The organism is Reyranella sp., assembly GCF_036558665.1.
GTDB lineage: Bacteria > Pseudomonadota > Alphaproteobacteria > Reyranellales > Reyranellaceae > Reyranella.
Genome location: NZ_DATBFE010000163.1, coordinates 1 through 9,687 on the forward strand (window position 1 = coordinate 1; position 9,687 = coordinate 9,687).

Sequence of the window (9,687 nt, forward strand, 5' to 3'; positions counted from 1 at the left end):
GCGGTCCTCCGGGGCGAATTATCTCGGGATTCGTTTCGCTGTCACCTGTTCCGTCTGGTCCCGAACGCAAGGAGGGATCCTTGATCGGGCCGCGAAGGCATCCCTCCGGGTTTACACTCGACCGCTCCATAGACGCGCTCCACGCCCGCTAGCTGCAGGGCCGCCACATAGCGACACGCGATAGTCGACCGGAGGCGCGCAGTCCCTAGACCGTGTACGGCGAGGGCTTACGAGAAATCGTTCCGGCGACTGCTTCGCATCTTGCGGGCTTGCGCCAGCGCCAGTAGCTTCGCGCCCGCGCAACAAAGCCCGCCCGAAAGGAGGCGTCCGTCGTGATGGCGTTCATTGCCGACCGTCTTGGCCGTATCAAGCCCTCTCCGACCAATGCCGCCCAAGGCAAGTTCCTGGAGATGAAAGCGGCGGGCAAGGACGTGATCGGCCTTGCCGCCGGCGAGCCGGATTTTCCGACGCCCGACCACATCAAAGAGGCGGCGATCGCGGCCATCCGCAACAACGACACGAAGTACACCGCCGTCGCCGGCACGCCGGCACTGCGCCAGGCGATTTGCGCCAAGATGAAGCGCGACCACGGGCTCGACTACAAGCCGGCGCAGACAGTCGTCACCTCGGGCGGCAAGCAGATCATCTTCAATGCAATGCTGGCGACGCTCAATCCGGGCGACGAGGTGATCATCCCCGCGCCCTACTGGGTCTCCTATCCCGAGATGGTGCTGGTGGCCGACGGCACACCGGTGATCGTCGACTGCCCCGAACAGCAGGGCTTCAAGCTCAAGCCCGAGGCGCTGGAGCGCGCGATCACGCCCCGGACCAAGTGGCTGATCCTGAACTCGCCAAGTAATCCCACGGGCGCGGCCTACACACACGGCGATCTCCGCGCGCTCTGTGACGTGCTGCTCAAGCACCCGCAGGTCCATGTGCTGACCGACGACATGTACGAGAAGCTGGTCTATGACGACTTCAAGTTCGCGACGCCGGCCGAGGTCGAACCCAAGCTCTACGACCGCACGCTCACCATGAACGGCGTCTCCAAGGCGTACAACATGACCGGCTGGCGCATCGGCTATGCCGCGGGGCCGCAGAAGCTGATCGACGCCATGATCACGGTACAGAGCCAGAGCACCTCGAACGCGAGTTCGATCAGCCAGGCGGCGTCGGTGGCGGCACTGAACGGGCCGACCGACTTCATTCCCAAGAACGTCGCCGTGTTCAAGCAGCGCCGCGATCTGATCGTGTCGATGCTGAACCAGTCCCGGGGCCTCAAATGCCCGCGGCCCGAGGGCGCGTTCTACGTCTATCCGTCCTGCGCCGGCGCGATCGGCAAGCAGACGCCGGACGGCAAGACCATCGCCAACGACACCGACTTCGTTAACTATCTCCTGGACGCCGAGGGCCTCTCGGTGGTCCAGGGCTCCGCCTTCGGCCAAGGCCCGGCCTTCCGCATCTCCTACGCCACTGCGACCGACCTGCTCGAGGAAGCCGGCCGCCGCATCCAGCGCGCCTGCGCGGCGCTCGGATAGGCAAAAAACCTGCATCACGAGGCGCCCGGCCCTGCAAACGGGACCTGCCGTTTTCCTTCACCGGAGAGCATTGCTGCCGAAAGGCTCGGCCAACATGAGCGTTGCGAAGACACGCTGCCATGTGCGCCTCAATTGCTGTGCTCTATCCGGGTGACGACGTAGCTCCGGCCGTCGCGCTCGACCTTGAAGCGGATCTTGTCGCCCGGCGTGAGGCCTTCGAGCATCGCCTTGTCGGAGACGCGGAAGACCATGGTCATGGTCTGCATGAAGAGCTCGGGAATCCCCTGGTGCCGGATCGTGATCGTGCCCACGGCCCGGTTGGTCGCCACGACCTGGCCCGCCGCAAGCTGGCCGGGGGAGGCTTCTACGTCGGGCATCTCGTCGACCTCATCATCAGGTCCGGCAGCCCACGCGGCTTGCGATGCCAGCAGGGGAGCCGACATTGCAGCAATCAGGACGACTGCTGTGAATTTGAGAAGCACGCTGTGCGCCATTTTTTCCTGTCCTTGCCCGTCCGAAGTCGCAATCGCCGTCAGCAGGGGCAGCGGAGATACTTGCCCCGTCGCCACAGGTCAACGCCGTCTGCGATCGATCTCACCGGGATCGAATCGCTGCGAGCGGCCGGAGCAACTCCTTCAGGAGATGACGCGCAACGATCGGACGCGGGAGAAATCGCGGTCGTGTGTGACCAGCGCGGTGGCGCCGATGGCGAGGGCACTAGCGGCCTGGACAGCGTCGGGCAACTTGAGATCGAGGGAAGCGCGCAATCGTGCCGCACTTTCCGCAATGTCCATGTCGAGCGCGAGAGGCTGCCATGATTCGAGGATCGACCGATAGCGACTTGCCAGCACCTCGTCCCCGGCCTGCAACGGACCAGCCAGGACTTCGGCCACGGTAACCGTCGTTACCGCGAAACGCAGTTGGCCGGCAGCATGGGCCTCGAAGAGCGGCCTGAAACGCGGTCCGAGCCGGGAATGAGCTTCGAGGACGTAGATGATCGGCGCCGAATCCATCAGGACAAGAGCGTTCTCGGGCAAGTCCGCAAAAGCTAGCGGCTCCATTCGTCACGGAGCTTCCGAAGCGTGCGTGTACTGCCCTTGCCCCACAGCCCGCGGCCGGACCCCGCCGCCGGGAGCAGTGGCCGTTGGCGGGTAGCGATGCCATACGATCCAATGGGCACCAGCGCGGCGACCGGACCGGCCATGCCTGGCAATGATGGTCGAACGGCCCTTCTCTGCTGCCCCGCTGTACGGGCATGGTCAATGCCTAGCTCACCGACCCGGTGCCGTATTGCAGGACCTGGACGTTCTCGAGCGTCACGAGGCCGCTGCTCTCACCCATCATGCCCTCGAGCACCGGCAGGAAGGCGCTGATCCGCTCGGGGTTGTCGACGATCTCGATCACCAGCGGCAGGTCGCCGGAGAGGCGCAGGATCTTGGAGCTGTGCAGCCGGCTCGAATGGCCGAAGCCGAGCCCGCCGCGCAGCACGGTGGCGCCGGCGATGTGCATCTCGCGCGCCTTGAGCACGATCACCTCGTAGAGCGGCTTGCCATCGTGCCGATCGTCCTCGCCGATGAAGATCCGCAGGAGCTGCGCGTGCTTGGGAAGTTGCATTGGGGGGCTCCCGTTAACGATTGAGGCGCTCGGCCAGCGCATCGCCGAGCCACACGGCGGCGAACCAGGCGACAAGCGAGGCGACGACGTAGGCACCGGCGGTGCGAAGTTCGCCGCCGGAGAGGAAATGGAAGGTCTCGAGGCTGAAGCCCGAGAAGGTCGTGTAGCCGCCGCAGATCCCGGTCATCACGAACTGCCGCGTGCGCGGGCCGGCGAACAGCCGGCCATCGGGTGCGGAAAGGGTGGCGAAGAAGCCGATGACGAAGCAGCCGGTCAAGTTGGCAAAGAGAGTAGGCCAGGGCAAGCCGGCAAGGGTAGACGGCAGCAGGAGCGCCGCCATCCATCGCATCAGACTGCCCAGGATACCGCCTGCGATGACGGCGAGGTAGAGGGCGAGTCCGCTCTTGAATGCGGTCCAGCGTCTCATCGCGCGGCTCCGGCGAAAATCTCGCGCCCGAACTCGAAGCCGACCGTCACGGCGCCGAGGCAAAGAAATAGCGACAGCGCTACATATCCCAGCGCCAGCCGGCTCTCGCCGTCGCGCACGAGGGCACGCGTCTGCAGCGCGAAGGACGAGACGGTGGTGTAGCTCCCGAGGAAGCCGGTGGCGACGATCAGCCAGAAAGTCGAGGCACTCGAAAGTCCGCGCGTTGCCGCGAGCCAGGCGACTAAACCCATCACCAAGCACCCCGTCGCATTCACGACCAGCGTGCCCCAGGGGAATGTCTCGCCCAAACGCCGCGCCACCAGCCCCGAGAGGAAGAAGCGCGCGGGCGTGCCCAAGGCCGCGCCCATGGCGATGAGGAGGCCGTCTGCCAGCCACTCCGACAGGGAGTACATGCTACGAGGCAACCGTTTCGACGGACATTCGGTGAATTTTGGTCATAGGCCCTCCTACCGTGTTCGAGCGTCGGTAGGAGTCATCAGCCTCTGCGGCGGTTGTCGGGGGACCCCATCCCCATGTAGCTCGCCCAGTTTACCCTCGCAATTCGGGCCGCTCAACCGATGTAGCGGGCGACGCGGCGCTTGTATTGCCGGTAGTCATCGCCGAATTTCCGCTCGAGATAGCGCTCTTCGCGGCAAACCACGCCGAAATGCATGACGATAAGCAGCGGCACGAGGAGAACGAGGCCCCACCACACGTCGAAGCCGAGCGTCAACCCGAGATAGATCAGCGTGAGGCCGACATAGAGCGGGTTGCGCGTGACGCGGAACGGTCCGTCTGTGACGATCGCAGTGGTCTCCTTCCTTGGATCGACGTTCGTGCCAGCGGAACGCATCGTCACCAGCCCCCACACGACGAGGCCGACTCCCAGCAGACCGAGTGCGACGCCGGCCAGGACCACCCAGGTTGCCCCGCCCGAGATCGGCGCGGGCCAGAACCGACGCAGGACGAAGGATGCAATCAGTGCGCCCGCATAGAGGACGGGCGGCGGCGCGATGACGCCCGCGTGGTCGGTCGGCTCCGTCACGACGTCCTCCTTTGTGCGCCAGCCCGTCTCGCCGTAACTTGTGCCGGGTTTGACGGTGGGCGACAACCGGAGATGGCCGCGAACCCGGCCTTCTCGATGGTGATTCGAAAACCGCAAAGGGAGAGCGCATGCGCAAGGCGATGATGCACCTGGCGCAGTTCCTGTGTCACAGCCCCACCTATCACAGCCTCGCCATGTGGCGACATCCGCGCACTGCCCGAGCGGGCTACGACTGGAAGCGGCCCGAGCTCTACCAGCACGTCGCGCGCACCTGCGAGCGCGGCCTGTTCGACATGGTGTTCTTCGCCGACCTCAACTACATCTCCGACACTTACACGGGCTCCCTCGCCCCGGCACTGCGCAACGCCACGCAGGCACCTGAGCACGACCCCATCCCCCTGCTCTCCTTCATGGCCGCCGTCACCGAGCACATCGGGCTCGGCGCCACCTATTCAGTGAGCCATCAGCATCCCTTCCATGCCGCCCGGCTGTGGGCCACACTCGACCATCTGACGCGTGGCCGCGCGGCCTGGAATGTCGTGACCGCGCTCAACCACAACCAGGCCGCCAATTACGGCGAAGACTTCAAGCCCACCGACGACCGCTACGACCGCGCCCACGAATTCATCCAGGTTTGCCGCAAGCTGTGGGAGAGCTGGGACGAGGACGCGGTCGTCATGGATCGCGCAGCCGGCATCTTCGCCGATCCCGCGAAGGTCCATCGCATCGAGCATGCGGGCCGCTACTTCAAGTCGCGCGGGCCGCTCAACGTCGTGCGCTCGCCGCAGAACGGCCCGGCGATCCTGCAGGCCGGCACCTCCGGCAAGGGCCGCGACTTCGCGGCGCGCTACGCCGATGCCGTGTTCGCCATCCAGCCCAACCTCAAGGGCGCGAAGGAACTCTTCGACGATATCAAGGGCGCCGCGGTCGAAGCAGGCCGTCCGGCGAGCGCCTGCAAGATGCTGTTCGGCGTACAACCCATCATCGGCGCCTCGCGTGCCGAGGCCGAGGACAGACAGGCCGAGCACAATGCACTGGTACCGCTGGAGGGCGGCCTCACGATCCTGTCGGGCCACCTCGACTTCGACCTCTCGACGCTGCCGCTCGACACGATCATGGCGCATCGCACCGAACCCAAGCTGCAGCGCATGCAGACCCGTTATCGCACGATGACCGGCGAACTGCTGACACTTCGCCAGGTCGCGCAGAACCATGGCCAGAGCGTCGGCCTGCCGCAGATGGTGGGCACGCCGACCGATGTTGCCGACCAGCTCGAAGCCTATTTCGACGCGGTGGGCGGCGACGGCTTCATGCTTTCGCCGATCTATTCGCCGGGCGCCATCGAGGAGTTCGTCGACCTGGTCGTGCCCGAGCTGCAGCGCCGCGGCCGATTCCGCCGCGCCTACACCGGCACGACGCAGCGCGATCATTTGAACCAGGAGGCATGATCATTGGCGGGCGCCACTCCAGTGGCGCATCATGCTCCTGGGCGCCACTCGAGTTGCGCGCTCCCATGGATGAGTGAATGACCGCGCAAAGCGATTCCCCCTGGACCGTCTTCCTCGCCTTTTTGCGGCTGGGACTGACGAGCTTCGGCGGGCCGGTGGCGCATCTCGGCTTCTTCCGCACCGAGTTCGTCGAGCGGCGGCGCTGGCTCGACGAGGCGCACTATGCCGACGTGGTGGCGCTGAGCCAGATGCTGCCGGGGCCGGCCAGCAGCAAGGTCGGCATCATGATCGGCACCCTGCGCGCGGGCATCCCGGGCGCGCTGGCGGCATGGCTCGGCTTCACGGCGCCCTCGGCGTTGGCACTGATCGCCTTCGGCTACGGTGTCAGCGCGCTCGGCGATCTCGCGGGCGCGAACTGGCTGCACGGCCTGAAGATCGTCGCAGTGGCGGTGGTAGCGCAGGCAGTGTGGAGCATGGCGCGCAACCTCTGTCCCGATCGCGAACGCCTCGCGATCGCGGGAGCGGCGACCGTCCTTACAGTCGCGGTTCCCTCGACCGCCGGCCAGGTGGGCGCCATCGCCTTGGGCGGGCTGGTCGGCTGGCGTCTGCTGCCCGGCGAAAACATCGCGCTGGTCCCGTTGCCGCTGCGCATGGGCAAGGCCTGGTCGATCGCCTCGATCGTGCTCTTCTTCGCCCTGCTCTTTGCCCTGCCCGTCGCCGCTTCCTTGACCGGCAGCCACCTGGTCGCGCTGTTCGATGCCTTCTATCGCTCAGGCTCGCTGGTGTTCGGCGGCGGTCATGTCGTGCTGCCGCTGCTGCAGGCCGCCACCGTGCAGCCGGGCTGGGTCGGCAACGACGCCTTCCTCGCGGGCTATGGCGCGGCCCAGGCGGTGCCGGGACCGCTCTTTACCTTCTCCGCCTATCTCGGCACGGTCATGGGGTCGCCGCCCCACGGCTGGACTGGAGGATTGTTTTGCCTCGTCGCGATCTTCCTTCCATCATTCTTCCTCGCGATCGGGCCGCTCCCCTTCTGGAACTGGATCCGCGATCATCCGGTGATGCGATCCGTGCTGAAGGGCGTCAACGCAGCCGTGGTCGGGCTGCTGCTGGCCGCCCTCTACAATCCGGTCTGGACCAGCGCGATCCATCACCCGGCCGATTTCGCGATCGCCGTCGTGGCGCTGCTGCTGCTGGGGCCGTGGAAAGTGCCGCCGTGGCTCGTCGTGATCGCGGGCGCGGTTGCGGCACCCGCCATCGGCTATCTCGGCTGAGCCAGTTGCCAGCGCCTGGCCATCATCAACCGGCGGCACCGACGCAAGCTGCCCCTCGATCAGCGCGAAGACGCCGATCGGCAGCAGCGCCGCGACATTCTCCTATGACCGCAGATTGACTCGTCCTCGCGGGAATGAAAGCATTTCGCCGACAAAGGGCTTCGCTCCGATCGAGGCGCCGCGGGTTTGCATCCTGCGTTCGCGTCACGGCCGAGAGAAAGAGTAGCGACCGTCCGCGGACGCTGGGGCAGCCCGCCGACCCTGCGCGAGGTCAGCGCCAGGGCCGTCCGTCCGGGAGACGTCTTCCGGAGCTTGCATGCGCGCGAGTGCGCAGAAGGAGGACGTTGTCATGACCGACCTCAAGACCGGAACCGTGCTCGGAGGCAGACCAGGCAGCGGCGCGCACCGCGTGGTGGCGCTGTGCGGGCCGTATCTCTCGGGCAAGACCAGCCTGCTCGAGAGCATCCTCTACGCCACGGGGGCCATCGGCCGGCGCGGGTCGACGCGCGCGGGCACCTCCATCGGCGACGGTTCGGCCGAGGCGCGAAAGCGCGGCATGAGTACCGAGATCAACATCGCCTCGATCGACTATCTCGGCGACCAGTGGACCTTCATCGACACGCCGGGCTCGATCGAGCTGCAGCACGACGCACTTGCGGCGCTGGCCGTCGCCGACGCGGCAGTAGTGGTCTGTGAGCCCTCGCCCGAGCGCGTGATCGCGCTCACGCCGCTCCTCAAGTACATCGAGGACAACCTCGTCCCCCATCTCTTCTTCGTCAACAAGATCGACTCGGCGGAGGGCCGCGTGCGCGACATGCTGGCGGCGCTGCAGACGGTCTCGACCCGCAAGTTGGTGCTGCGCCAGGTGCCGATCCGCCGCAACACACCCAATGGTGCCGAGGAGACCATGGGCTACGTCGACCTCGTGAGCGAACGCGCCTATCGCTACAAGTCGAGCGGCGCCTCTGACCTGATCGAGATGCCGGCCGAGATCCTGCCGCGCGAGAGCGAAGCCAGGCGCGAGATGCTGGAGACGCTGTCGGAGTTCGACGACACACTGCTGGAGCAGCTCATCGAGGACGTGGCGCCGGAGAAGTCTCTGATCTATCGCGACCTGCACGACGAGTTCGGCGCCCAGAAGATCGCGCCCGTCCTCCTCGGCGCGGGAGACCGCGAGAACGGTGTACGCCGCCTCCTGAAGGCGCTGCGCCACGACACGCCCTTCGTCGAGGAGACAGCCAAGCGCCGCGACCTGCCGTCCAACGGGGCTGCCATGGCCGAATGCTTCAAGGTCCTGCACCAGGCGCACGCCGGCAAACTCTCTGTCTGCCGGGTCTGGTCGGGCGCGCTCGCCGAGGGCCAGAGCCTCGGCGGTCAGCGCATCGGCAGCCTGTTCCGCCCGTTCGGCCAACGGCTCGACAAGGTTCCCGAAGCAAGGGCCGGCGAGATCGTGGCGCTCGCCAAGATGGACGTGCTCTCCTCCGGACAGGCGATCTCGGGTTCCGGCGTCAACCGGGTGCCCGACTTCCCCATGGCCGAGCCGCCGGTGTTCGCGCTCGCGCTCACTGCGAAGAACCGCAACGACGAGGTCAAGCTCTCGGGAGCGCTGCAGAAGCTCGTCGAGGAGGACCCCTCGCTCGCCTACGAGCAACGGGCCGAGACCCACGAACTGCTGCTCAAGGGTCAGGGCGAGATGCATCTTCGGGTCGCGGTCGAGAAGCTCGCCGGCCGTTACAACATCGCAGTCGACACCAACCAGCCGCGAGTCGCCTATCGCGAGACGATCCAGGCGGGCGCGACCCAGCATGCGCGGTACAAGCGGCAGACCGGCGGACATGGGCAGTTCGGCGACATCAAGGTCGAGATCCGGCCACTGCCGCGCGGCTCGGGCTTCCGCTTCGTCGACAAGATCGTGGGCGGCGTGGTGCCGAGGAACTTCATCCCCGCCGTCGAGGAAGGCCTGGTCGACTATCTCAAGGAAGGGCCGCTCGGCCAGCCGGTGGTCGACCTCGAAGTGACGCTGTTCGACGGCCAGTATCACTCGGTCGACAGCTCGGAAATGTCCTTCAAGATGGCCGCGCGCATCGCGCTGAGCGAAGGCCTGCCCAAGTGCAAGCCGGTGCTGCTCGAGCCGATTCTGAAGGTGACGGCGGCAGCCCCCAGCGAGGCGACGCCGCGCATCCAGCGCCTGATCTCGGGTCGCCGCGGCCAGCTCCTGGGCTACGACGCCCGCGACGGCTGGTCGGGCTGGGACGAGGTGTCGGCGCTGATGCCGGAAGCGGAGATCGCCGACATGATCGTCGAGATCCGCTCGGTCACCCAGGGCGTCGGCACCTTCCGCACC

10 protein-coding genes and 1 riboswitch are annotated in these 9,687 nt (G+C 66.4%); of the genes, 4 read left to right on the forward strand and 6 right to left on the reverse strand.

The window, feature by feature from the left end:
* Positions 1–335 precede the first annotated feature (335 nt).
* On the forward strand, positions 336–1,538 hold the full coding sequence (locus VH499_RS23635; protein ID WP_332055237.1) for a pyridoxal phosphate-dependent aminotransferase: 1,203 nt from the start codon (positions 336–338) through the stop codon (positions 1,536–1,538).
* 128 nt (positions 1,539–1,666) lie between these two features.
* Here VH499_RS23635 and VH499_RS23640 read toward each other — a convergent pair whose 3' ends face one another.
* The 6 genes from VH499_RS23640 to VH499_RS23665 all read right to left on the reverse strand — a co-directional run bounded on the left by VH499_RS23640 (position 1,667) and on the right by VH499_RS23665 (position 4,624).
* Positions 1,667–1,915, reverse strand: a complete 249-nt coding sequence (locus tag VH499_RS23640; protein WP_332055228.1) for a copper-binding protein — start codon at positions 1,913–1,915, stop codon at positions 1,667–1,669.
* A 258-nt stretch (positions 1,916–2,173) separates the two neighbouring features.
* Complete coding sequence (locus VH499_RS23645; RefSeq protein ID WP_332055229.1) at positions 2,174–2,575, reverse strand: type II toxin-antitoxin system VapC family toxin; 402 nt, start codon at positions 2,573–2,575, stop codon at positions 2,174–2,176.
* A 229-nt stretch (positions 2,576–2,804) separates the two neighbouring features.
* Positions 2,805–3,152 (reverse strand): DUF190 domain-containing protein, encoded by a 348-nt coding sequence (locus VH499_RS23650; RefSeq protein WP_332055230.1) that lies wholly within the window; start codon positions 3,150–3,152, stop codon positions 2,805–2,807.
* A gap of 13 nt (positions 3,153–3,165) precedes the next feature.
* Entirely contained in the window at positions 3,166–3,579 is a 414-nt protein-coding gene (gene crcB / locus VH499_RS23655) for a fluoride efflux transporter CrcB (protein WP_332055231.1), read from the reverse strand.
* Positions 3,576–3,992 carry a fluoride efflux transporter CrcB gene (gene crcB, locus VH499_RS23660; RefSeq protein WP_332055232.1) on the reverse strand — a complete coding sequence of 139 codons (417 nt, stop codon included), beginning with the start codon at positions 3,990–3,992 and terminating at the stop codon, positions 3,576–3,578. The genes crcB (VH499_RS23655) and crcB (VH499_RS23660) overlap by 4 nt, the downstream gene beginning before the upstream one ends.
* Positions 3,993–4,059: 67 nt before the next feature.
* A riboswitch (Fluoride riboswitch) is annotated at positions 4,060–4,121 on the reverse strand.
* Between the two features lie 29 nt (positions 4,122–4,150).
* Positions 4,151–4,624, reverse strand: coding sequence for an isoprenylcysteine carboxylmethyltransferase family protein (locus tag VH499_RS23665; RefSeq protein WP_332055233.1), 474 nt, complete (start codon positions 4,622–4,624; stop codon positions 4,151–4,153).
* A 128-nt stretch (positions 4,625–4,752) separates the two neighbouring features.
* Here VH499_RS23665 and VH499_RS23670 point away from each other — a divergent pair, with 128 nt between their 5' ends.
* From VH499_RS23670 to VH499_RS23680, 3 genes are all read left to right on the forward strand, one after another.
* A complete protein-coding gene (locus VH499_RS23670) occupies positions 4,753–6,072 on the forward strand; it encodes an LLM class flavin-dependent oxidoreductase (protein ID WP_332055234.1) in 1,320 nt (439 codons plus the stop codon).
* Between the two features lie 77 nt (positions 6,073–6,149).
* Positions 6,150–7,343 (forward strand): chromate efflux transporter, encoded by a 1,194-nt coding sequence (gene chrA / locus VH499_RS23675; RefSeq protein ID WP_332055235.1) that lies wholly within the window; start codon positions 6,150–6,152, stop codon positions 7,341–7,343.
* 349 nt (positions 7,344–7,692) lie between these two features.
* Positions 7,693–9,687 (forward strand): elongation factor G (locus VH499_RS23680; RefSeq protein ID WP_332055236.1); only part of this gene is annotated, 1,995 nt, incomplete at its 3' end.

What these genes read in the sequence shown, in the direction of transcription:
- VH499_RS23635 (WP_332055237.1), top strand. Translation starts at nt 336, where the DNA reads ATGGCGTTCATTGCCGACCGTCTTGGCCGTATCAAGCCCTCTCCGACC.
- VH499_RS23640 (WP_332055228.1), bottom strand. Translation starts at nt 1,915, where the DNA reads ATGCCCGACGTAGAAGCCTCCCCCGGCCAGCTTGCGGCGGGCCAGGTC.
- VH499_RS23650 (WP_332055230.1), bottom strand. Translation starts at nt 3,152, where the DNA reads ATGCAACTTCCCAAGCACGCGCAGCTCCTGCGGATCTTCATCGGCGAG.
- crcB (WP_332055231.1), bottom strand. Translation starts at nt 3,579, where the DNA reads ATGAGACGCTGGACCGCATTCAAGAGCGGACTCGCCCTCTACCTCGCC.
- crcB (WP_332055232.1), bottom strand. Translation starts at nt 3,992, where the DNA reads ATGTACTCCCTGTCGGAGTGGCTGGCAGACGGCCTCCTCATCGCCATG.
- VH499_RS23670 (WP_332055234.1), top strand. Translation starts at nt 4,753, where the DNA reads ATGCGCAAGGCGATGATGCACCTGGCGCAGTTCCTGTGTCACAGCCCC.
- chrA (WP_332055235.1), top strand. Translation starts at nt 6,150, where the DNA reads ATGACCGCGCAAAGCGATTCCCCCTGGACCGTCTTCCTCGCCTTTTTG.